Below are 23283 nucleotides of genomic sequence, written 5' to 3' on the forward strand. Positions count from 1 at the left end.
ATTGGTACAACAATGAGCATAGGCATAGCAGGATCAAGTTTGTTACTCCGAGCCAAAGACACGATGGTCTTGATGTTGAAATACTAGCGAAGCGAAAAGTGTTATATCAGACAAAAAGAAATGAACATCCTGAGCGATGGTCAAAAAAAGAGAGAAACTGGCAGCCAATAGGCGCTGTGGAGTTAAATCCAGAGCAGCACAAAGAAGCTGCTTAACAATTTAGGCGACAACTGCCTTGAAAAACGCCGAAATACATTACGAATAATTTCACGAAGTGCATAATTATAAAGTCTATTTTCTTCAGTATCTTCCACTGTACCTGAAACAACTCTAGCGAGACCTCTTACACTAGACATTATTTTGTCGTACCAAATTTGAAGTTCTTGTGAATTAGCATCATATGCTGGCTTTACGATTCTAGTGATAGGTAAATATGCAGATGATCCTCTAGCTTGACCTACTTGATTTCCTCCACCCATCATTATGAAATCAAAAAAACCTAAATGCATAAGATACGAGTGCACCTTATTTTGGCTATTGTGACCTGACTTTTTTGTGTTTAGCTTTTTTTGTTTACGATTAATTATCCATTTTCTTAGCTTAGATCCAGCAACAAGCATAGCCGTAGGAAATGAGTACCTTAATGTCGAGCAATCAATACAGACATCTGGTGTATCTTGGTGAAGTTCCAGTTGTTCAAAAAATGGAGCAAGAGTATCTCTATCAAACCGTTCAGGAAAAAATATTGTAGTCATCACAGATCCATGTTGAAAGTAAGCCCACTTAAGGGACTGAAAATAGTTTGCTAAAATGTGCAGCGAAGCGAAATGTAGCCGACTGTTACGTGTCCTTGTTTATTTTCTTATATTGCGAACCACTTAATCAATTCTATAACACTATAAATAGTCCCAACTAAACCAACAATAATAAAAAACCAAATTACTTTAAGAACTATCGGCTTTGGTTGAGCTTGTAATAGTACTTGTACTACTTTTGCTTTACCTTCATCTGATTCTATATGCGTATTAATACCTTCCCAAGTATTTGGAGGAAAATACAAATATGAAATAGTAATTTCTTTTTTAGGAGTGAGTGTTGGGAAAAGTAATTCTTTACCGCCCGCTGGTAATTCATTAACTGAATATTCTATGTCTGGATATACGTTAAAGTCAGGTAAATAATTGTGACCAACACGAACATTTTTTGCAGCTTTATTTCCGCTGTTACGCAGAATAACAGAATGAGTATTCACAGTTGTAGGATCTCGCCCATCTTCTTTGGGAGCTAGCTTATGGGATGCGATATAACCTAAGTGAACTATTAATTTTTCACGATTTTCAATGAATCTGTTTATTAATATGCCAAGAAACAACGTTACTATTGGCATTGATATTTTTACTATTAAATCTACATCCATATTCGAAATAATCCTTTAGCAATATAACTCCCAAATAATGGGCTAAAAATAGTTTACTAAATGTTGAGGAACGAAAACAGCCAACTTTTTTTATCCTTATTAATTAGTTTGTTAGCCTGCAATTACAATACTGTAGCAGATGAGTTAATTCCTTTGTACTTGTAAATAGCGTTAGCTCTTTTTACCAATCTTTTGTCTTTTGATACTACCAACGAACAAAATGCTCCCATACCAATATGACCAGAATCACTACGTACATTTGGCAATTTATCGATTTTACGGCACTTTTTCTCAGCCTGATATCCGATAATATCCATAACTGCACATGACCCAACAATACCTAAATACATCGGCCAAGTATCATAACCTTGTTTATCTTTAGGATTAAAGCCAAAAAACTCATCGCAAGTTAACCCTCCTGAACTAGGTTGAATGATACACCAAATTTTTTCTATTATGTTTTCACCTAAAACACTACCAACTTCACCTTTGTCATTACCTAAAGCTGACCGTGTTTTGATAATATCATTGCCATTTTCGATAAGGTCATTTATAACACCTTTAAAGTCTGGTGTTATGTGTGCTAATTCATCGTTCAACTCTGCATGACTGTTTGTTAGATCTTTTGTAATTTCAAATATTTGTTCTGAAATAATGTCGGGTAAACACTCTAGAGATTCTTTATCCCCACCACCATTAACCCAAGCAAGGAAAGAGTCAAAAATATCTTCTGATAAATCTACATCAGATATGGCATCAAGATATTCAGAATAAAGCTCTGTTGGTGTACCTGACTCTTTAATTATGGCTTTTCCTGTTATTTTCCAATTTTGGTCTAATTCTAAATCCAATAGCTTCGCGTCTATTTGATGTAATGCATTTAAATATAATTGAGGGTTGTTAGATCTATGGATTTCTCTAAAGTGCTCTTTGGAATATGCAAATATAAATTCATCCGATGGCTTAATATTTATTTCTTTATTAACGATTAAACCAATAATATTTTGATCTAAATATACTAGAGGCTTGCTCCTGGTTATCAATTAGTTATCCTATTTAAATTATACATATTTCTGTAGCTACTATGATTACTTTCATCATAATCTATGATATCTAATTTAAACTGATGAGAGTGCACAAAAGCCTCTTTCACTTGAATACCGAGAGCTTTACACTTTATATACACTTCTTTTTTTATATTAGTGGGCATCTGGCATCCAACAATTACCGATTTAATAATACTCGGCTCTATTGGATAAAAAAACAAGGTTGAATCTTGCGTCTCTACCATTTCAGCATGATCGATTGGTAGCAGTAATCTCTGCTCTTCTTCATAACTCCACTCTGGAGATTTTACAAACCATGACTCAGTATTATATTCGAGTTCTTGTGGCTCAATATATTTAGGTCGTTCAATTGTATAATCAACAGGTTTAATAACCCCAATATTTTCGTAGCAATCTTTATGAGAATAGTCAGGTGAGAAATCATCAAATATTTTTGATGGGGCATCTGTATACTCCCCATTAAAAAACTCAGCATTTGCATCAAGTTCTATACAAATTCCTGCATGATCATTAGCATAATGAGACCACATTAATAGGTTGTCCTTTTTAGATGCAAAACATAGAACACCAACACTTGCTCGTACACCGCATTCAGCATCCCAAGCCGCATAGTTATATGACGCACCATCTGACAACCGGTGAGAAAGAGACATTATTTCATCATGCTCTTCTTGTGAAACTGAACTGAGGTAGTTACCCATTACCATCTCAAATGGATCATTAAACTCACCAAACCTAGAGATTTTCAGGAAGAAATTTTCAAAAAAATCTGGTCTATATTGCGTATATTTATAAATTGATGTCATGGAATACTACCAGTGATTAATTTACAGGCTAACTGCTTATTATGGAGACTTTTCAGTAATATGACACAAATAATTCATTAGAATATATATAGCAAAAATGTAACTCTTGATATCTGCGCACTTTTTTGACGTTTTCTTTCTTGATTGATAATTGTACTTTTAGGGAAAAAGCACAGGAACTGGACAGTAAATTCCCTAATCAGGCAAAGTTAATCAGTTCCGGTCGATGTTGAGGATATGAGCTGGTAGTTAGATATATGTGTAAGTAATTAGACCTAATTAGCTTCAAATACTCACAGAATATGCACAGGAGCAGGCGATGAAAAACCAATTTCATATTTGTAATATTATCTACAGGTATTGTTTTTAAAGGTCTACAGAGGAATAAAAATGGGGTGGCTAAAGGGATTTGAACCCTCGACAACCGGAATCACAATCCGGGGCTCTACCAACTGAGCTATAGCCACCACTGAGGTGTTGCTTGCATTGTTTCTAGGTTTGAAACAATGCGCGGATTTTAATGAGTTATCACAATTTGTGCAAGCAAAAATGGAAAAAGTATTACCTTTTTAATGCATACAATGTTTTTATGCAGATAATACTCAATTTTTAATCTGTTTAAGGTTAAAGAACACAGGATAAGCGCTTTGTTCGACTCATCTTGTATTATTTAGTTTGCTCTAAACACTTCTTACATGAAAAATATGTTCTACATTAGAGAGCTGATCTAGCAACGCTGGTGTAGGCTCTTGCTCTATATCTAGAATGGTATAGGCTATCTCGTCGCGACTTTTATTCACTATATCAAGCACGTTAATATTCAAATCAGCCAATAAGTTTAAAACAGTACCTAATACCTTAGGTATATTGTCATTCGCAAATGTTACGCGATATCCCGTGGTACGCTCCATAGAAACGGCAGGGAAATTAACAGAATTAACAATGTTGCCATTATCTAAAAAGTCTATTAATTGAGTAGCACCCATTTCGGCACAGTTTTCTTCGGCTTCAACCGTACTCGCACCTAAATGTGGGAATAAAATTGCTTTTTCGTGAGCGATTAATGCTTCACTTGGGAAGTCAGCAATGTAAGCACCTAATTTTCCTGAGTCTAAAGCCGATATTACTGCGGCTTCTTCAACTAATTCACCACGAGCTAAATTAATCAGTTTAGCCCCTTCTTTAATAGCAGAAAATGCGTCGTCGTTCATCAAACCTCGTGTTGCTTCAAACATAGGTACATGCAAAGTAACATAATCAGAACGGGCTAATAATGAGTTTAAATTAGCTGCTCGGGTCACATTGGAAGATAACTGCCATGCTGCCTCAACACTGAGTTTTGGATCATAGCCAATAACTTTCATCCCTAAGCTTAAAGCAAGGTTGGCAATTTTAGCCCCTATAGCGCCTAACCCAACAACCCCTAAGGTTCTTCCCTTAAGCTCCGAACCACCATATTTTTTCTTACCCGCTTCTACTTTTTTATGTAATTCTGCTGCATCGGTTTCTGACGCTAAAGAGTCAACGTAGTTCATGCTTTGGGTAATACCGCGAGAGCCTAGTAATAAACTCGCTAGCACTAATTCTTTTACTGCATTGGCGTTTGCACCAGGGGTATTAAAAACAACAATGCCTTTAGGCGTATAATCGGCTACAGGAATGTTATTAACACCTGCGCCAGCACGTGCAATAGCGAGAACTGACTCTGGTAGTTCTTCGTTGTGTAGTTTATGACTGCGTAATAAAAGCGCGTCTGGCGTTTCACAAGTAGCATCAACAAGGTAGCTGTCTGCTGGAAATTTATTTAATCCTTTGGCTGCAATATTATTATAAGTTCTAATCTTTTTCATATAAGACTCTTTAGTAGTTATTCGCTGAAATTAAATAGAATGAGAAACTTGCCTATTTAACGTTATGAGCATAAAAAAACCCGCTATTAAAATTAAATAGCGGGGTATATACCCGCTCTACTTCAAGGTGCATATTGAAGGGAACGGGTATAGATACTATGCGGTAGCTTGTTGATATGCCCAAGTTAACCAAGGGAGTAAAGCGACTAAATCTGACTTTTCAACCGTTGCACCACACCAAATTCGTAAACCCGCAGGGGCGTCGCGATAGGCGCCTATATCATAGGCAACACCTTCATTATCGAGTAATTTCACAATTGCTTTTACTTGATCAGCATTAGCTTTTAATTCAAAACATACGCTGGTATTTGAACAAGTTTCAGGTGTTTTTGCTAAAAAGCTTATCCAGTCATTTTGGGCGACAAATTCGGCTAATACCGTTAAGTTTGCTTGGCTCTTTTCTATGGCCGCAGATAAACCGCCAATTTCTTCAACCCAGTTAAGCGCATCAAGATAATCTTCAACACATAACATTGACGGTGTATTGATAGTGGCACCTTTGAAAATACCATCAATTAATTTACCTTTTTTGGTTAAACCGAATACTTTAGGTATCGGCCAAGATGGCGTATAAGACTCTAATCGTTCTATGGCTCTTGGACTTAAAATTAACATACCGTGAGCACCTTCGCCGCCAAGTACTTTTTGCCAGCTAAAGGTAGCAACATCAATTTTGTCCCAATCAATGTCCATGGCAAAAACTGCACTAGTAGCGTCACAAATAGTTAAACCCGTACGTTGATCGCTGATCCAATCTACATTTTCAACTTTAACGCCCGAGGTTGTGCCATTCCAAGTGAAGATAATGTCGTGATCGGCATTGGCCTGTGAAAAATCAGGTAGCTCACCATATTCCCCAGTAAATGTACGAGCATTGTCTAATTTCAATTGTTTAGCAACGTCTGAGCCCCAACCAGAGCCAAAAGACTCCCATGCAAATACATCAACGGGGCGCTGACCTAACAGTGACCACATGGCCATTTCCATAGCGCCAGTATCAGAACCCGGCACAATACCTACTTTATAGCCTTCAGGTAAATTTAATAACCGTGAAGTTTCAGTAATTGCTTTTTGTAAACGTTCTTTACCAATAGCACTACGATGTGAACGCCCCAAGCTGTCGGTATTAAGCGCAGCAAGATCATAACCTGGACGTTTTGTACATGGGCCTGAAGAAAAGTTAGGATTAGCAGGTTTAGTATTCGGTTTCATTAAGGTTCCTTGACTATTGGGTCATTGTTGTTGCTCTATATTATTTGACTTTTTTGTCACTAAATAAGTTGAGCAAAAGTTAATTCGATAAAATTGGATAAATACTGCCTTAATTAGCATGAATATTCAACAGTACCGGTGGCTAATTAAGCAATATCAAGATTGAGATCACATATTTATCTATTATCTAAAATTACAGGGAAAATTTTCAATAGATTAAGCGCACAAGATAGTAAATATCATTAAAAAATAACATCACAATTAAGTACTCAAAATATAAAATTCTCCATACGGTTATGTGATGATTAACTAATTGTATAGATTAACTGATATGATCTTTCTATTAACAGCATAAATAGTTTTCTGTTAACTCTATACCCATGTTACTTTAATATGTCGGATTCAGCTGGAGTTAGAAACGTCTTTAGGCAAGGCTTTGATTGAAGATAATGGTTGTTCCATTGTCGAAATCAATAACGTAGCATAAAGCGTTTCTAAACCAGCCATACAGGGGCCCCTGATCAAATCATGTTCTTCGTTGCATCTCTTTTTAAGGGAACGACCCTTAATAAAAAGATGCGCCTTGATCATGAATCGTTCAGCTGCCCTGAAACGCACATCTTGAAGTATCATGGGTATATATTAATTAATTATTAGGAAAAAATGTCGGTGAGAATTTGTGATACCGCGCTAGAAGCAATATCTGTCATTGAAGATAATGAGTTTATTTGGACTCATTCAATGGCTGCCACTCCAAGAATTCTTATCGACGCATTAGCTATACATGCTAAAACGCGGCAGAATTTAACATTACTACAGCTTCATACTGAAAGAGCCGATTCTTTAGCATCACCAGAATTATTCGGTCATTTACGTCACCGTTGTTATTTTAGCAGTACTTCAACACGACCTCTTATGGCAATAGGCGAAGCGGATTATGTACCAATGTTTCTTTCAGCGCTCCCTAAGCTATTTAGATCTGGTGAGCAGCCAATAGATACAGCAATTATTCAGGTATCTCCGCCAGACCAACACGGAATGTGTACCATGGGGATTTCTGTTGAAGCAACAAATTCGGCTTGCCTAGTAGCAAAAAAAATTATTGCTCATATTAATCCTAATATGCCTAAAACACATGGTGATGGTTTTATTTCTTACGATAGTTTTCATAGTGTCTATTGGCAAGAAGATGAGTTACCTTTACACCCTCAAGAGAAATTTGATGAAGTAACTCAAGCCATTGGTAGAAACGTTGCCCAATTAATAAATGATGGTGATTGTCTACAAGTGGGTATAGGTGCTATTCCAGATGCAGTATTAGCTTGTTTAACCAATAGAAAAGATTTGGGTGTACATACCGAAATGTTTTCTGATGGTTTGCTTGATTTAGTTGATACCGGTGTCATTACAAACCGGCTAAAAAAAATTCACCCTGGAAAAATAGTCACAGGGTTTGCCGTTGGCACACAAAGATTATATGACTTTGTTGACGATAATCCACAAGTGGTATTTTTAGACATAGAATATGTTAACGATACATCAATCATCAGACGTAACGATAATGTCGCGGCGATTAACAGTGCATTGCAAGTCGATTTGTCCGGTCAAGTTTGTGCTGACTCAATAGGAACTTCTATTTATTCAGGCGTTGGTGGACAAATGGACTTTATTCAAGGCGCAAGTTTATCAAAAGGAGGCAAAGCTATAATAGCATTACCTTCAACAGCTAAACATGGCCAATTGTCGCGTATTGTGACAACATTAGATAAAGGTGCTGGCGTAGTAACCACCAGAGCTCATGTTCAATATATAGTAACCGAGTATGGTATTGCTAACTTACGCAATAAAAGCCTAAGAGAGCGTGCTAAAGCGTTAATTGAAATCTCACATCCTGATTTTCGTGATGAACTAACAAAGAGTTGCCATAAAATATGGGGTATTCATCTCTGATTTTTTATCTAAGACTTAACAATCCAAATACCGTACTGATTAACATAAGCCATACCACCTAATGCAAAGCTTGTCTTTATACTCATGATACTTCAAAATGTCTGTTTCAGGATGCCTGAGCAATTCATGATCAAGGTGCTTATTTTTATTAATGGTTGTTCCCTTAAAAAAAGGAGCAATGACGAGCATGATTTACTCAGGAGTCCCCGAAGGGCGAGTTTTAAAGGCTTATATACGGCGTTATTGATTTTGACAAGGGAATAACCATTATCTTCAGTCAATGCCTTGCCTATAAGCCTTTAAATTCTCGCTGAAACGAGTATTTCGAGGTAACATGAGTATAGGTATAAGGTTAAACTAAGATTAATATATATACCTATGATACTTCAAGATGTGCTGAATCCGACATATTGAAGTAACATGGGTATAGACCCTTATTTATAACTTAGGCTGCCTTTTATGTCTCTAGAAGCAATTACCAATCAACTTTCCTCTAAAGGTATTTCATCAAAAAGTAAAATTCCTCCTGTAGAAGATTGGAACCCTGAGTACTGTGGTGAAATGGATCTTCAAATTAAAAGCAATGGTGACTGGTTCTATACGGGTACTATATTCAAACGAGCCAAGTTAGTTAAATTACTCGCTTCTGTGCTGAAAATGGAAGGTGATGAATACTATTTAGTAACGCCCGTAGAGAAAATAAAAATTACCGTTGAGGATGCGCCTTTTGTGCTAACTGAATGGTATTGGCATGATGAATCGCAAACGACCATGTGCGTTAAAAACAATGTTGGGGATGAGTTTGTTTTAGATGCACAGCATCCAATATCGGCTAACGAGGTAGGGGAGTTATACGTTATTGTTCGTCGAAACCTATTAGCTAAGATACATCGTAATATTTATTATCAATGGATTGATATAGCGAAAGAAGTGCAAACGAAAAACGGCACTGAATTGGTATTTATCAGTGCCGGATGTGAATTTAGTTTAGGGGTTGTTTAATAGCAATTTTACTATTCAAATATAAAAATTATATTACCCGAGAAAAGCGTTGCTGATTAATATGCTTTTTCATATAAGCATCAAAACTCATGCAAACAATACGGATAAGTAAGCGAGCTTTTTGCGCGACTTGAATACTATCAGGAGTATTCACAACAAGATCATCAGCGATAAAGGTATCAAGCAAGGGTAAATCATCACTAAAATAGCTATCAAAATCAATATTATATTTTTCACTGATTTTATTTTTATCTAGAAATAAATTACACATTAATTCACGAATAACTTCTCCACGAATAATATCATCTTGTGACAAACTTACGCCTTTTACTTGCGCATGTTGCTGTGTTTCAATCGCTTGATAATAGGTTTTAAGATCTTTAATGTTTTGGCTAAAACTATTACCAATAGCGCTAATTGATGACACGCCAAGACCAAGCAAGTCACAACCACCTTTGGTTGTGTATCCTTGGAAGTTTCGATGTAATGTGCCATTACCTTGAGCAATTGACAATTCATCATTAGGTTTAGCAAAATGATCCATACCAATAAAGTCATAGCCATAATCACATAACGTTTCAATGGCAAGTTTCATTAGTGCAAATTTTTCTTCGGTATTAGGTAACCATTCATCACGCAATTTACGTTGAGCAGCAAACCGACTAGGTATATGTGCATAACTAAAGAGTGAAATTCTATCGACATCCCACTCGTGAGCTTTGTCTAAGGTTTTAGCAAAGTTTTCTAACGTTTGGTGAGGTAAACCATAAATTAAATCAATATTAATCGACTTAAAACCAACGGCTTTAGCATGACCGATAAAATCGCCAATAAACTGCGTTGATTGCACACGGTTAATAGCTTCTTGTACTTTTAAATCTAAATCTTGTACACCCAAGCTTAAACGATTAAAACCTAATGAAAACAAATGTTCAGCCAAGTCCATTTCAATTTCGCGCGGATCTATTTCAATACTCATCTCTAAATCATCAGAAAAGCTAAATTTTTCTTTCAATAAATTAACTAATGTAGTGATTTGTTTATGTGTTAAAAAGCTTGGTGTGCCACCACCCCAGTGTAATTGCTTTACTGTATATTCTGTAAATAAAGGCGCTTGCAACGCAATTTCTTGCGCTAAATATTCAAGATAAGTATCCGCTTTGTCACGATGACGGGTGATAACTTTATTACAACCACAGTAGTAACAAAGTGTGTGACAAAAAGGGATATGTACATACAAAGATAATTCACGATTTGGTGAATCCTTTATTGCTTGTACAAAGTCGCCATGCTTAAAGTCATCATGAAACTCTAATGCTGTGGGATAAGAAGTATACCTTGGACCACTAGTATTATATTTACTAAGTAATTGAGGATCGAAAAATTGACTAACTTGCATCTTGTTCACACCTTAAGTTCAGGCACCATTTAAATAACTAGTGGGTATTATACACAGCGAACATTTAACAGTATTGATTAAGCGCAAGTCTTTCAATTTTTAATAGCTGAATAATTCCATTTAAATTAGTTAATGTTACACGGTTTAATGAGAGTATACGGCTTACTCCGCACATTTAATACAGTTTGTTGCTGCTGGCTGTACTTGTAGTCGTGGCTTTGCAATGTCATCACCGCAAGTTTCGCAAATTCCATAACTACCGTTTTCCATACGCGTGATCGCATTAGATAAATGCTGAATTTCTACTTTAGCTTCAGACTCAAGTGCGTTGAGCACTTCTTCGTTTTCACGTTCACCCGCCTGCTCTGACCAATCAGTATCTCGTCCATCAGCAAAGTCGCGATGAATTGCACTAATGCGTTGTTGTAATTCAATAATCCGCTTAGTAAATTGTACTTTTAATTGTTCAGTCATAATACATATCTCAAAAAATGAAGGGGTATTCCCGAAATACTTCAATCGAGAATCTAAAGCTTAATTATTCTATACCCGTGATACCTCAAAATGCGTGTTTCAGGATGCTTGAGCGATTCATGATCAAGGCGCATCTTTTTATTAAGGGTTATTCCCTTAAAAACAGATGCAACGAAGAGCATGATTTACTCAGACATCCCCGTAGGGCTGATTTAGAAACGTTTTAAGCAGCGTTATTTATTTCGACAATAGAACAACTATTATCTTCAATCAATGCCTTGCCTAAAGACGTTTCTAATTCCAGCTGAATCCTGCATTTTAAAGTAACACGGGTATATATTCCTGATTAGTGAACACCAGAATGAAAGATAAAGCTATGTATTTAGTATACTCATTCTTTCAACGGTGTATTGTTGAAGTAGATCAAGATCTTTGACAATTTCGCTGTGCAATTCCGCTTCTATGGTCATCCGTTGATAATCCTGCTTCATACGTAACGGCTTAGTTAACTGCTTTCGATCATCAAGTATAGAAAGATGCTTGATTTCGTTATATAGCTTAAATATAGTAGGAAATTGCAGTGCTAGATCGCTGCTCATTTTCAACGAAGTCAATAAAACAGATAATCGCCAACAACCTTCACTAAAATCACATTGTTCTTCTTTCATCGCTCGGGTAATAATCAGCACACTAGCAAACACTTTATGATCATGGGAGGCAAGTCCTTGCTGACGAGCTAATTCCGCTTCCTGCTGCAAATGTTTTTGCTTGGCCAGTTGTCGTAATAATTTACCCGCATAAAAAGATAAGGCGGCAATAATAACCACTGCTAATATAATGGCGAAAAGCCAGTAAGTATCCATATTAGCGAGCCTTATTCAAATTTATCAACGTCACTGGGCAAAGATGAATTATCTAATTTATCCCATAAGTCTTCTTCTGAGTTAGCATCCACGTTAGTTGATTCATCTTTAGGCTCTTCGTTTTCAGCTAACTTTTCAGTTAATTGCTGATGACGCTCCATCATCTCATTAAAGTAATCGACTTCTTGTTCGCTTAAGGCTAGCGCTTCCTCTTGCTTAGCTAAAATAGCTTGTAGACGCTCGTCAGCTTCAATATTGTCCAATTCCTGAGCAAAACTTACCATTTCTTGAGCAGCGCTTTGTTCTTCCTCTGCATTCACTACACGTATCGCCGCAATAGGATCTTGCTTAGCTTTGGTGATTTTAACTGCTTTCTTCTTAGTAGGAGCCACCGTCCTTCCCAGATCTATCGGCGTTTTACTGCCAATACGAGGATCTTTATTCTTATCAGACTGTTGATCAGGGTTTTTAATCAACTTAGCTTCTTGTTGACGGTTTCCTGGTTTGTTACCGTTTTTTTTACGCAGCCTTTTTTCAACATTCGCTAATTCAACTTTACTTAACTTAGGTTTAGCGGTGGGTGCACCACCAGGTTTTCTAGATTTTTTGGTACGAGCCATGAACTTGATGCTTTTTTAACTATTAATGGCGCTATTTTACGTCATTAATAGTGAAAAAGTAATGGATAGTTTCAAGTTATCAAAGAGGCACTACACGAAGTGAATAAAATAGTTTCTTAAACAGTGAATTAAGTACTTATCGCTAATAGGTTAATCTTTTAAATGTAACTATTTAGCATGACGAGGCGCGCGTTTAGTTTTCGACCATTTGAATCAAAGAAACAAATAGAGTTAAAGATATTGTGATTTACTGGCCCTAAAACATTGAGACCTTTGCTTTATGGAAACTTTAAAGAAAGTTTTTTCTCAAATTTCAGGGGTATGTATCAAGCAAGTATGACAGTTTTATCACCATTTAAACACACGCGTTGCTCAGCATGAATTCTTACCGCGTGGCTTAATGCCGTTGCTTCCAAATCGTGTCCCATATGCACCATTTGCTTAATGGTGAAGGTATGATTTATTGGCTTTACTTCCTGGGCAATAATGGGGCCTTCATCTAAATTGGCAGTTACATAATGCGCCGTTGCACCAATAACTTTGACGCCTCGAGCATGCGCTTGATGATAAGGACGAGCACCTTTAAAACTAGGCAAAAAAGAATGATGAATATTAATAGCACGCCCTGACAATTGCTGGCATAAATTATCTGATAAAATTTGCATATAACGCGCTAACACTAACAAATCTGTTTTTGTTTCTTTCATTAGTGTTAGTATTTTTGCTTCTTGTTCTGCTTTACTTTCAACTGTTACAGGAAAATGGTGAAAGGGTACACCATGCCAATCAACTAAAGACTTACAATCTTGATGATTTGACATCACAGCAACAATATTTATTGGCAAAGCACCTGACTTCCATTTAGTTAACAATGACACTAAGCAATGGTCGTCTTTTGATACGGCAATAACAACATTGGGTACATCGGCCTTATTGCGTAATTTATATTCCATAGATAACGGTTTAGCTAACGCATCTAGCGCTTCGATAAATTCGCTAGCAGACACGGTTAAATTACGGTCATCAAAAGCAATACGAGAAAAAAAGGTTTCTGTATAGGGATCACTATATTGTGATGTTTCGGTAATAAAAGCGCCATGCTTAAATAAACTTTGCGATACTTTTGCTAATACGCCAGAGTTATCTGGACATTGCCATGTAAGAATATAGTGGTTTGGAGAGGTCATGATGTTTTACTAGCGTTATAAATAAGAATATAGGCAATATCATTGGTTATTTTTCTAATTAATTCCAGTATTTAATCGCTTATTTATCACTATGTTTCTATTTTATGAGGGTTTATACCCATTCTTTACAATGAATACCTTGCCTAAAGTCTTTTAAATTCCCACTGAATCATGCATCTTGAAGTGGAACGGGTATATTAGATAAACGATGCTTATTTTTTATATAAAGCTGTTCTACTTTTTCACGCGCCCAAGGGGTTTTTCTAAGAAATTTCAAACTAGATTTAATACTAGGATCTTTGGTAAAACAATTAATGTTAATTTGTTTTCCTAAAGTTTCAAAACCGTAATATGCTTCAAGCTCAGTAACTATAGCTTTTAAAGTGATGCCATGTAGTGAGTTGTAAGGCTGGTTGTCCATAAAAGAATTCTACACTGAAAGAGAGTAATTAGATTATACCCAAACCACTTCAAGATGCGAAGGTTAGGAAATTAAAATAGCCATTAAGTATTAATAGGCCTACAAACTAAAAGGCACCTTATCTTCAAAAATAAACGATGAAAATAGGTGCCGATAACGCATTAAAGGTAATTTACGAGTTCGCTTTTACGCAAAATGTTTAGCTAACTCCTCAGCGCCACCAATGTGCTTGCCATCAATGAAAATTTGCGGAACCTTATCAGCATTAGTGATAGCTCGCATAGCTGAAATACTAATTTCATTTCCCAAAGTCAGCTCTTCATATTGCAAGCCTTGTTGCGTAAGTAGATCTTTTGCTCTGGCACAATGTGGGCAACCTGGTTTAGTAAATAAACTAACTTGTGTTGTTTGGACCGCTTCTGGGTTTATGAAGTTAAGCATAGTATCAGCATCAGACACTTCAAATGGGTCGCCTGGTAAATCAGGTTCAATGAACATTTTTTCAATGACACCGTCTTTCACTAACATGGAATAGCGCCAACTACGCTTACCAAATCCAATGTCATTTTTTTCTACTAATAAGCCCATTCCATCAGTAAAGTCGCCGTTTCCATCAGGAATAAAACTAATATTTTCAGCGTCTTGATCAGCTGCCCATGCGTTCATAACAAAAGTATCATTAACCGAAACACATACTATTTCGTCAATGCCATTCGCAGCAAATTTACTTGCTAATTCATTATAACGAGGTAAGTGTGATGAAGAACAAGTCGGTGTAAAAGCACCTGGTAGAGAAAAAACCACCACCGTTTTTCCTGCAAAAATGTCCTGAGTATCGCGGCTGATCCAATCGTCATTTGCACGAATAGGGAATGTTACTGCCGGAACGTTTTGACCTTCTTTATTTTCAAATTTACTATTGTTTGTAGACATATCATTTCCTTAATTTATAAAAGTGACTGATGTTGTTCAATTTCAATGAGGTTATTATTCATTAAAACACATTGCACTTAAAGTGATTAAAAGTAATTATCTTAATCGAAAAAATAGATTTATGTTGATAAAACTATTTCTATGTCTTGTTGAAATTCTTTTCTACTTATCTGGTCTTTCATTAGTATCTATTACACTGAATTTGAGGAAACGCTGTGATCACAGCCAAACCCACCTTGCTAACAAGTCTATTTATTTTATTTGTAAGTTTGCAAATGATAGCCAAGTAGATAAAGTTATCGCGAAAACAACCGAACAAATAAGTCCATTACTGAATGGTCAGCAAATACCTAGCGCTATAAGAGTCACTACTATTGGCGGGGAAAAATAACATTAGGGGAAGCGTTAAATAATAAAAAAACAATTTTATTTTTTTACCGCGGTGGTTGGTGTCCATTTTGAAACACAAATGGGACAGCTCAAAAAAACAGAAAGAAAACTGGCTAAATTGGGCTTTCAACTTATTGGTATTTCCACCGATAATGAACAAGATTTACAAAAAAGTATTGGTAAACATCAACTAAACTATCAGTTCTTATCTGACATTAACTCTGTAACGAGTAAGGCATTTGGCTTAGCTTATTATGCAAGTAAAAAACTACTGACCTATACCCATGATACTTCAAGATGTGCGTTTCAGGGCAGCTGAACGATTCATGATCAAGGCGCATCTTTTTATTAAGGGTCGTTCCCTTAAAAAGAGATGCAACGAAGAACATGATTTGATCAGGGGCCCCTGTAAGGCTGGTTTAGAAACGCTTTATGCTACGTTATTGATTTCGACAATGGCGCTACATGGATGTAGCTTATTAGAGAATGCGGGAGCACATTATCCTGAACAACCATTATCTTCAATCAAAGCCTTGCCTAAAGACGTTTCTAACTCCAGCTGAATCCGACATATTGAAGTAACATGGGTATATATATTGCAGCAATGGATTTAAAGAACCCACTGCAAAAAAATAAAACAGGAAATAAACGCTTAGTATTACCTGTACCAGCAATTTACGTTATTGATAGTTCGGGTTTAGTTCAATTTAGTTATGTAAACCCTAATTACAAGGTACGATTACATGAAGAGTTACTACTGAAAGCTGCATCGCTAGTGAAGTAAAAAATAGCCTTTCGCTAAAATATTTTTTATAACATTGATTCGTATTGACTAATAGTTTGACAGACTTCTATTTGGTTATCAGAGTGAAAAATAGCACTACGTTTTTCACTCTTACAATACTCTTCAAAAAAGCTTTTAACATTAGCTCTGGACGAAGTAACTTCTTTTAAATACTCCACTTCTTCAGCAGAAAATTGGCTTAACTTGGCTTTTAAATCAACAAATATTTTATCTGCTTTCAAACGAACTTTAGTATCGCTAAATTCTGAAAAACCATCTAACAACATTTTTTTTTGATCGTTATAGAATTTAGTTACCTCTGGCTGAGGATAAAAATGTAAAAATAATGCCGTTGCGACGATTAAGATCAATAAATTTTTCATAAAATCTCGTACATTAGTATGCGCTAATATGTTATTGTATTTTACAACAATAACATAATGTTTTTTTCAATACTAATTAGCATCTTCTGTCTTCTAAGGATTCATCGTGAGCGCTAACGAAAAACCATCGCCAAAAAGTGCAGTTAAAATACCGGTTAAAAATGTAAAGATACATCCTGCAAAAAATAGCAATGAACGCTACAAACCCGGCGATCAAATATATGTGCGAAAAAATTCAGGATTTTTTCAAAAACTAAGACAACGCATGAACTTAGTTTATTTTGCCTTTTTTGCCTTTCTCCCTTGGTTACAATTTAACGGTCATCAGGCCGTATTATTTGATATTAGCGAACAACGCTTTACCTTGTGGAACTTAACTTTATGGCCACAAGATTTAACGTTATTGGCATGGATTTTTATCTTTGGTGCCTTTTTATTGTTTTTTGTTACCACCTTTTTGGGCCGTGTTTGGTGTGGTTACATGTGCCCACAAACTGTATGGACATTTATCTTCATTTGGTTTGAGGAAAAAATTGAAGGCACAGCCAATCAGCGTAGAAAGCTAGATCAACAGAAAATTAATGGAAAAAAATTATGGAAGAAGACACTTAAACATGCCAGTTGGTTGCTTTTCTCATTATTTACCGCCATGACTTTTGCTGGCTACTTTTCACCCATGAGTGAACTATTTGTCAATATAGTTACCTTAAACACCTCGGTTACGATGGCGATCATTTTAGCATTCTTTACTTTTGCCACCTATGGCAACGCTGGCTGGATGCGTGAAATTGTATGTTTACATATGTGCCCTTATGCACGTTTTCAGTCAGCCATGTTTGATAAAGACACTTTAACGGTTGCCTATGACACTGACAGAGGTGAAAACCGTGGCGCTCGTGGTCGTAAACAAGACCATAAAGCCATGAATTTAGGCGATTGTATCGATTGTAATTTATGTGTTGAAGTATGCCCTACCGGTATAGATATTAGAAATGGCTTGCAATACGAATGTATTAATTGTGGCTCTTGTGTGGATGCCTGTGCTGGCGTAATGACCAAAATGAAATACGATCAAGGCTTAATTCGCTACACTACAGAGCACGAGCTTAACGGGAAAAAAATCCATTTCGTTCGCGCTAAATTAATAGGTTATGCTATCGTACTAATGATAATGAGCACTATGTTGGTATTAGAAGTTGTTAACCGGGTTCCCCTCTCATTAGACATTATTCGCGATAGAACTGAGCTAGCGAAAGAAAACTTCAATGGCAATATTGAAAACGTATATACCTTAAAAATTCTAAACATGTCGCAAACTGATAATACTTATAAGTTATCAATAAAAGGCCTAGACAGCCCTCAATGGCATGGTAAACAAGAAGTTACTGTAAAAGCAGCAACAGTATACACTTTACCCATTAGTATTTCTGTTGATCCCTATGAGCTCAAGGGCTATATGACTGATATCACTTTTAGTGTTGAGCAAGTATCACCACAAGATGATGTTAGTATTGAACATGAAAGCCGTTTTTTCAATAAACGTTAAGTGAACCCTAATGGCACAATTTGATTTTAAATCGTTATCACCTGACACTATTATTGACGGCTTAGAAAGTGCTGGTTTTATTGTTGATAGCGGGTTATTACCACTGAATAGTTATGAAAATCGTGTTTATCAATTTCATGATGAGAATCTGACTAAATATGTTACAAAATTTTATCGTCCACAACGTTGGAAATTAGCGCAAATTCAGGAAGAGCATGATTTTTCCTTTGAACTCGATGATCGCGAGTTGCCAATAGTCGCACCATTGAAAATAGATGGAAGAAGCTTATTTGAGCATCAAGGTTATCATTTTGCGGTATTTCCATGTCGCGGCGGTCGCATATTTGAAGTGGACAATTTAGATCAACTTGAATGGATGGGACGCTTTATTGGTCGTATCCACGCGGTATCTTCACTGGAGTCATTTCAACACAGACCAAGCTTTAACATCGACGAAATGCTTTACCAAGCACGTAATATCATTAGTAAAAGCGGCTTTGTTCCGAAGCCTTTACAAATACCTTTTTTTACTATTTTAGAACAAGTTATTGAAATAGCAGCTGAACAATACCAACCGGGACATCAAATACGTTTACATGGCGATTGTCACTCCGGTAATATATTATGGCGTGATGAAGGACCACACTTTGTTGATTTAGATGATTGTCGCACAGGGCCTGCCATTCAAGATTTATGGATGATGCTTTCAGGCGATAGACAACAACAATTGTTACAAATCGATACGCTATTAATGGGCTATGAAGAGTTCTTTTCATTTGAATCTAAGCAGCTTCTTTTGATAGAATCATTACGAACTATGCGCGTAGTTAATTATATGGCTTGGTTGTGTAAGCGCTGGCAAGATCCTGCGTTTCCCCACAATTTCCCTTGGTTTAACACCGAAAAATATTGGGAAGAACAAATATTAATGCTAAAAGAGCAGTTGTTCGCCTTACAAGAACCACCATTGAGTTTATTACCCCTATACCCGTGATACCTCAAAATGCGTGTTTCAGCATTTTGAAGTAACACGGGTATATAATACTTTGTTAGACTGAATGCTAACCTACAGGTACTTATCTGTAAGTAAGATACCGAGCTCAAATTTATTAACTTAGGAAAATAATAATGAAGAAAATGCAGCAACTATTGATGGTATTGTTAATACCATTTTTTGCCTTATCAATCTCCGCTTGTGCGGAAAAATATACAGAAGGTAAACAATACACTAAAGTAAATGAAACCGTTTCGGCTAAAGTTGAAGTACGAGAGTATTTTTCATTTTACTGTCCGCACTGCCTACGCTTTGAACCTTTTATGGAAACCGTTAAGAAGGGCTTACCTGAAGGCGTAAAATTTGAGCGTAATCACGTTGATTTTCTACGTGCCGCATCACCTAAAATACAAGCCATGCTAACTAAATCAGTCGTTGTTGCTGAGCAGTTAGGGTTGGATGATAAATTAGTCGGCGCAATATTTAACTATATTCAAATACAAAAAGCGGTTATCACCTCAGAAAAAGATATCCGTAATATATTTGTGTTAAATGGTGTTGACGGAGATAAATTTGATAAATTAATGAAAAGTTTTAGCGTTAACAGTAAAGCTAAATCAATGAAAAAGAATCAAGATATTATGGCCAAAAAAGGTGCTTTAAAAGGTGTGCCAACTATTATTATTAATGGCAAATATCGTATTAATACACAAGCGCTAGATAAAAATAATTTTGAGCAAGATTACCAAAATTTAATTACGCATTTATTAACACTGAAGTAGTGATATAGCAAGAAAGGTTACGAGTGGCGAAGGAATTTTCGTAACTCGTAACTTATATATTATTTTTCAAATAAATCCTTTAGCAACTTCTCTTTTGCTTTTGAGAATTCATCCGTTGTTAAAAAACCTTGTTGTTTCAAATTCACCAACTTTTCCAAAGCATTAACTAATTCTGTATTTATAACCTTATTTTGATAAACCTTGCTATGCGCTTCGCTGCTTTCTTCACCTGATTGCTCAGCAGAGTGCTTATTCTCATTTACAATTTTCAACGTTGAGGAAATCTCATCCGTTACTAGAGCCTCGCTGGTATTATCCATTTTAGGAGTTTCTGATCTAATATCTGCAGCCTGATGATGTAATGGGGTTGTGCTCTTCTTATCCGACTTAATGCCTGCTTTTTCTTTCGGTAATACTATTGATTTCACTTTTCTTTTATCAGTGTTATCAGCATTAATTTTCTCCCCAATAAGCCAACACCAGTCAATTAACTCATTAATCACCTTAACATAAGGTTTTTTGGTTATACGGTTACTACCCTTACGCATATATAAACACACGGTATAAGTGTTCTTTCGATTATCGGTCAATAACAAACTTATTTGTCTGACCTTACCATCAACCATCTTATCGGTTTTTTCATGACCAAAAATAGCCCGTAAGTCTTGTTCCTTCTCATTATTAAAACCATGATCAATCTCGCCGTTAACAACACTTACGCACTGTTCATTAAGTTTAATTTCACTACTGACGATATTAACAATATCAATAATAGTCTCAGCATTGCTTTGATGCCTGTGATACAAGCCTATTTGCTGGCATGACTCACTTAACTCAAGAGAAGCAAACTGTTCCCTCACTATCGCCTTAACTGAATTGCCTTTACGCTTAAACCAATAATAAACAGTACCAAGTAATACGAGTATAAGGAGCAGTATAAAAAGACTATTATCGGATGAATTGGTTTCTATGGTGCTATTAATATCACTGTCTACAACAACATTATCATTAGCCAACGCTTGTTGAGTTAAACGAAATAAAACATTTATAGTTTTTTCCAATAAAAATATTTCGCCATCGTGATTACTACTTAATATTATTTGACTCTTAGTTGGTAATTGCTGTGAAGTGATTGGCCATACTAGTTGTGGCTTTTTCTCATCACGACTTTTTTTATTATCCGAAAGATTAAAAGCTAAAGAATCAACAAACCAGTGTTGCTCTTTTTGGCTCAACAATAATAATTTAGAACGTAATAAAGGCAGCTGTCGACCTTGATACATCAACACATGATGAATAGCATCATCACTTTGATAAAGTATATGTTTCACCGCTGAGCTTCGCCAATCATTTCGACCATCAGTTAATGACAGTAGATATTTATTTTCATACTGATGTGAAACTAAAATATGATCACTATTTTTCCCCGGCCAAATAAATTGCTCAATTTGCTGCCCTCCCAAAAGATAAATCGCATCATTAACTTTACTGTTTTTCATATAAGGATTGTTAGCGGGTACCCTAAAGCTTCTCAAACCAAATTTTGCAGGATTTATTCGTAAAATCACTCCAGAGTAAAGCGGTTGTTGCCATTTTTCATTTCCAGTTAGCGCCACATAAAGTAAACCAAAATCATCATTCCATGATTTAATATAAGGGTTAAATGACATCTGTTTAATAACCATTAAATTATCAGGCACGCCAATTCGCAACACTTCTCGTTTGGTATTAACATCAACCTTTTGATGATTAACAGCGCTAAATTGCCATTCAGTAATCACGGTATCAAAACTAAGTTGTAGATCATCAGCCCGCTCTTGTAAGCGTTTAGTTTTACTATTTTTATTAACCGTTTCTATATGAGCAGTATAAAAAGTGCCATAACCGGCTTGATCTCGTAAAGAAAAGTTGGGGTGTAATTCAATAGCCGTCAGTTTAAATAATGATGAATCTTTTTGCTGAAAAACACTCATATCTAAAATGGCTTTAGGATTAACCTCATCACCATCAATGAGGTAAACTTGCCCTGACTCTCTAATAATAAAGTGCTGTTGTTTATTACTCGGATTAGCAATCAATTGTTGCCAGTTAGGTTGGGAAATTAATTGATGTTCTAGTTGTGCTACTTTAGTTAACTGGTAACCATCCTCATTACTATAAGCATCAAAAGGCTGCATCATAGTAAAAAGACTAACAACGAGCACAAAAGCGCGAGTGATAAAGTGATTTAAATTACATAAATACCGTTTAGAGCTCATTCTCATCCCTTAGCGCCGTGTTCATTATCAGAAGTAGGTAATAATATGACTATGCCGACTAAACAGGAGCGTTGAGCTGAAGCATCAACCATGACAAATATTAGTAATCACCTGAGTAAACGACATAATCGTATAAAATAAATAATACTTGATAATTTTGCAACATCAAGGGGTTATTTTCAAACAAGTAAAAAGCTCTAACTTTTAAGCCAATGCAATGTTTTAGCGTCAATAAATTGCACCTTATTCGCCGAAGTCAAATAACTCAATTTACCTTCAACCATAACACTATCGCCAACTAAAGCATGGTCTACCATATATTCAGCCTGTTTACCCCAAACATGCATTTCCCGCTCAATTAAAATATTTTGCCAACATTGTTTATCAATAGAATAAACTCGCTGATTAATTGTAATATTTACCTGAGCCAAACTTTTATTATTTTGTGTTTTAATTAACTGCGGAGTTGATGCTATTTGACCACTACAATAAATTTGATTAACGGTTTGGGTATAACCTTTCTTAAATTTTTGAATATAATTGGCATGTACAATAGCAGAATGACTTTGTAGTTCAGTATTACTTGGCTTTATATTGCTCAGGTAACCATGAACCAAAATAATATCCCCTTTATCTGCCGTCAACAGTGCTTGCTCAACTAAATCGCCCTCTACTTTAATAGGGTGATAACTTGTCCATTCTTTATACTGATTACTTTTTTTATCTAACCATTTAGTACTTGTTGCTAGAATAATTTCAGTGACTGCTGAGACAGGGTTAGTTCGGTAGCGAATATCCGGCTTAGCGACCAAATTACCTAATAAAGTTACCGTACATAATTGCGGATGTTGAACAGAAGTGTTTGCTTGGTGCATAAAAAATAGC

25 protein-coding genes, 1 tRNA gene and 1 pseudogene are annotated in these 23283 nt (G+C 36.0%); 10 read left to right on the plus strand and 17 right to left on the minus strand.

Features of this window, described 5'->3' with window-relative positions; genetic code table 11:
• Nucleotides 1-215: pseudogene (locus tag DWA31_RS01520) on the plus strand (IS3 family transposase); the annotation flags it as partial.
• Here DWA31_RS01520 and DWA31_RS01525 read toward each other — a convergent pair.
• From DWA31_RS01525 to DWA31_RS01555, 7 genes are all read right to left on the minus strand, one after another.
• Nucleotides 183-755, minus strand: coding sequence for a hypothetical protein (locus DWA31_RS01525; protein WP_245942430.1), 573 nt, complete (start codon nucleotides 753-755; stop codon nucleotides 183-185). The pseudogene DWA31_RS01520 and the gene DWA31_RS01525 overlap by 33 nt on opposite strands.
• A gap of 107 nt (nucleotides 756-862) precedes the next feature.
• Nucleotides 863-1417 carry a hypothetical protein gene (locus tag DWA31_RS01530; RefSeq protein ID WP_114324916.1) on the minus strand — a complete coding sequence of 185 codons (555 nt, stop codon included), beginning with the start codon at nucleotides 1415-1417 and terminating at the stop codon, nucleotides 863-865.
• 122 nt (nucleotides 1418-1539) lie between these two features.
• Nucleotides 1540-2460, minus strand: a complete 921-nt coding sequence (locus DWA31_RS01535; protein ID WP_114324917.1) for a hypothetical protein — start codon at nucleotides 2458-2460, stop codon at nucleotides 1540-1542.
• Nucleotides 2457-3290, minus strand: a complete 834-nt coding sequence (locus DWA31_RS01540; protein WP_114324918.1) for a DUF2971 domain-containing protein — start codon at nucleotides 3288-3290, stop codon at nucleotides 2457-2459. Before DWA31_RS01540 ends, DWA31_RS01535 begins: the two co-directional genes overlap by 4 nt.
• A 391-nt stretch (nucleotides 3291-3681) precedes the next feature.
• Nucleotides 3682-3757, minus strand: a tRNA-His gene (locus tag DWA31_RS01545).
• Nucleotides 3758-3970: 213 nt separating this feature from the next.
• A complete protein-coding gene (locus DWA31_RS01550) occupies nucleotides 3971-5140 on the minus strand; it encodes a 3-phosphoglycerate dehydrogenase family protein (RefSeq protein WP_114324919.1) in 1170 nt (389 codons plus the stop codon).
• Between the two features lie 156 nt (nucleotides 5141-5296).
• Entirely contained in the window at nucleotides 5297-6412 is a 1116-nt protein-coding gene (locus DWA31_RS01555; RefSeq protein ID WP_114324920.1) for a phosphoserine transaminase, read from the minus strand.
• Nucleotides 6413-7075: 663 nt separating this feature from the next.
• Between DWA31_RS01555 and DWA31_RS01565 the strand changes: the two genes are divergently transcribed.
• Together DWA31_RS01565 and DWA31_RS01575 are read left to right on the plus strand one after the other, a co-directional pair.
• Nucleotides 7076-8362 (plus strand): acetyl-CoA hydrolase/transferase family protein, encoded by a 1287-nt coding sequence (locus DWA31_RS01565; RefSeq protein WP_114324922.1) that lies wholly within the window; start codon nucleotides 7076-7078, stop codon nucleotides 8360-8362.
• 459 nt (nucleotides 8363-8821) lie between these two features.
• Complete coding sequence (locus tag DWA31_RS01575; RefSeq protein WP_114324924.1) at nucleotides 8822-9364, plus strand: DUF1285 domain-containing protein; 543 nt, start codon at nucleotides 8822-8824, stop codon at nucleotides 9362-9364.
• A gap of 28 nt (nucleotides 9365-9392) precedes the next feature.
• On the opposite strand, the gene hemN is transcribed toward DWA31_RS01575, so the two are convergent.
• From hemN to DWA31_RS01615, 7 genes are all read right to left on the minus strand, one after another.
• Nucleotides 9393-10763 carry an oxygen-independent coproporphyrinogen III oxidase gene (gene hemN / locus DWA31_RS01580; RefSeq protein WP_114324925.1) on the minus strand — a complete coding sequence of 457 codons (1371 nt, stop codon included), beginning with the start codon at nucleotides 10761-10763 and terminating at the stop codon, nucleotides 9393-9395.
• 162 nt (nucleotides 10764-10925) lie between these two features.
• Nucleotides 10926-11237: a TraR/DksA family transcriptional regulator gene (locus DWA31_RS01585; protein WP_114324926.1), complete on the minus strand. Its 312-nt coding sequence runs from the start codon at nucleotides 11235-11237 to the stop codon at nucleotides 10926-10928.
• A gap of 374 nt (nucleotides 11238-11611) precedes the next feature.
• On the minus strand, nucleotides 11612-12100 hold the full coding sequence (locus tag DWA31_RS01590; protein WP_114324927.1) for a DUF2489 domain-containing protein: 489 nt from the start codon (nucleotides 12098-12100) through the stop codon (nucleotides 11612-11614).
• An 11-nt stretch (nucleotides 12101-12111) separates the two neighbouring features.
• A complete protein-coding gene (yihI, locus tag DWA31_RS01595) occupies nucleotides 12112-12720 on the minus strand; it encodes a Der GTPase-activating protein YihI (protein WP_114324928.1) in 609 nt (202 codons plus the stop codon).
• Nucleotides 12721-13046: 326 nt separating this feature from the next.
• The gene (gene purU, locus DWA31_RS01605) at nucleotides 13047-13907 is read right to left on the minus strand and encodes a formyltetrahydrofolate deformylase (RefSeq protein WP_114324929.1); all 861 of its coding nucleotides are present in this window, start codon (nucleotides 13905-13907) and stop codon (nucleotides 13047-13049) included.
• A gap of 169 nt (nucleotides 13908-14076) precedes the next feature.
• Nucleotides 14077-14328, minus strand: coding sequence for a VF530 family protein (locus DWA31_RS01610; RefSeq protein ID WP_114324930.1), 252 nt, complete (start codon nucleotides 14326-14328; stop codon nucleotides 14077-14079).
• A gap of 186 nt (nucleotides 14329-14514) precedes the next feature.
• Nucleotides 14515-15261: a glutathione peroxidase gene (locus DWA31_RS01615; RefSeq protein WP_114324931.1), complete on the minus strand. Its 747-nt coding sequence runs from the start codon at nucleotides 15259-15261 to the stop codon at nucleotides 14515-14517.
• Between the two features lie 121 nt (nucleotides 15262-15382).
• Here DWA31_RS01615 and DWA31_RS01620 point away from each other — a divergent pair, with 121 nt between their 5' ends.
• The 4 genes from DWA31_RS01620 to DWA31_RS01635 all read left to right on the plus strand — a co-directional run bounded on the left by DWA31_RS01620 (nucleotide 15383) and on the right by DWA31_RS01635 (nucleotide 16435).
• Nucleotides 15383-15652, plus strand: a complete 270-nt coding sequence (locus tag DWA31_RS01620) for a hypothetical protein (protein WP_114324932.1) — start codon at nucleotides 15383-15385, stop codon at nucleotides 15650-15652.
• A gap of 51 nt (nucleotides 15653-15703) precedes the next feature.
• Entirely contained in the window at nucleotides 15704-15970 is a 267-nt protein-coding gene (locus DWA31_RS01625) for a peroxiredoxin family protein (RefSeq protein ID WP_281268611.1), read from the plus strand.
• A 73-nt stretch (nucleotides 15971-16043) separates the two neighbouring features.
• Nucleotides 16044-16214 (plus strand): hypothetical protein, encoded by a 171-nt coding sequence (locus DWA31_RS01630; RefSeq protein WP_245942431.1) that lies wholly within the window; start codon nucleotides 16044-16046, stop codon nucleotides 16212-16214.
• A 20-nt stretch (nucleotides 16215-16234) separates the two neighbouring features.
• Complete coding sequence (locus DWA31_RS01635; protein ID WP_114324935.1) at nucleotides 16235-16435, plus strand: hypothetical protein; 201 nt, start codon at nucleotides 16235-16237, stop codon at nucleotides 16433-16435.
• Nucleotides 16436-16461: 26 nt separating this feature from the next.
• Here the strand turns inward: DWA31_RS01635 and DWA31_RS01640 are convergent, their stop codons facing one another.
• Entirely contained in the window at nucleotides 16462-16818 is a 357-nt protein-coding gene (locus DWA31_RS01640; protein WP_114324936.1) for a hypothetical protein, read from the minus strand.
• Nucleotides 16819-16924: 106 nt separating this feature from the next.
• On the opposite strand from DWA31_RS01640, the gene ccoG reads away from it, so the two are divergent.
• From ccoG to DWA31_RS01655, 3 genes are all read left to right on the plus strand, one after another.
• Nucleotides 16925-18364 (plus strand): cytochrome c oxidase accessory protein CcoG, encoded by a 1440-nt coding sequence (gene ccoG / locus DWA31_RS01645; RefSeq protein ID WP_245942432.1) that lies wholly within the window; start codon nucleotides 16925-16927, stop codon nucleotides 18362-18364.
• Between the two features lie 10 nt (nucleotides 18365-18374).
• Nucleotides 18375-19358, plus strand: a complete 984-nt coding sequence (locus DWA31_RS01650) for a serine/threonine protein kinase (protein WP_114324938.1) — start codon at nucleotides 18375-18377, stop codon at nucleotides 19356-19358.
• Nucleotides 19359-19492: 134 nt separating this feature from the next.
• Entirely contained in the window at nucleotides 19493-20140 is a 648-nt protein-coding gene (locus DWA31_RS01655; RefSeq protein WP_245942433.1) for a thiol:disulfide interchange protein DsbA/DsbL, read from the plus strand.
• Between the two features lie 59 nt (nucleotides 20141-20199).
• On the opposite strand, the gene DWA31_RS01660 is transcribed toward DWA31_RS01655, so the two are convergent.
• Together DWA31_RS01660 and DWA31_RS01665 are read right to left on the minus strand one after the other, a co-directional pair.
• A complete protein-coding gene (locus DWA31_RS01660; protein ID WP_114324939.1) occupies nucleotides 20200-22398 on the minus strand; it encodes an SHOCT domain-containing protein in 2199 nt (732 codons plus the stop codon).
• Nucleotides 22399-22595: 197 nt separating this feature from the next.
• Complete coding sequence (locus DWA31_RS01665) at nucleotides 22596-23273, minus strand: single-stranded DNA-binding protein (RefSeq protein WP_114324940.1); 678 nt, start codon at nucleotides 23271-23273, stop codon at nucleotides 22596-22598.
• Nucleotides 23274-23283 lie beyond the last annotated feature (10 nt).

It is taken from the genome of Candidatus Colwellia aromaticivorans (assembly GCF_003333305.1).
Lineage (GTDB): Bacteria > Pseudomonadota > Gammaproteobacteria > Enterobacterales > Alteromonadaceae > Colwellia > Colwellia aromaticivorans.